Genomic DNA, 391 nt, shown 5'->3' with positions numbered 1-391 from the left:
GAGCTTTTCAAAATCTTGTGCAATGAAACTCATCTTCATCTCCCGATTGAAACAGTCACTCCCCTAACTGTTTCAACGTCCCAAGACATAATCTCTGGAAGACGAGAAAAATCATGTTTAAAACAGAAGCCATCGAGCTTACGAATGACAGTTGAAGTTGAAATGGCCATCTGACGGGCAATATCAGTCATAGAAGTCTTTTCAATCAACTTTTGCGCAATTTTTTGATTGATAATACGAGGAATTTGATGATTTTTCTTGACGATAGAAGTCTCAGCGACCATCATTTTCGAACACTGATAGCACTTGAAACGACGCTTTTTCAGAAGAATTCTGGTAGGCATACCAGTTGTTTCAAGGTAAGGAATCTTAGAAGGTTTTTGGAAGTCAT

Annotated in this window: 1 pseudogene; it reads right to left on the bottom strand. The window is 38.4% G+C overall.

Going from position 1 to position 391, the window contains the following annotated elements:
• Positions 1-391: pseudogene (locus tag SORDD15_RS09735) on the bottom strand (helix-turn-helix domain-containing protein); the annotation flags it as partial.

Source organism: Streptococcus oralis, assembly GCF_001578935.1.
Classification (GTDB): domain Bacteria; phylum Bacillota; class Bacilli; order Lactobacillales; family Streptococcaceae; genus Streptococcus; species Streptococcus oralis_R.
Note: the sequence above shows the minus strand (reverse complement) of the source record. Positions and strands in the feature narration are given on the sequence as shown.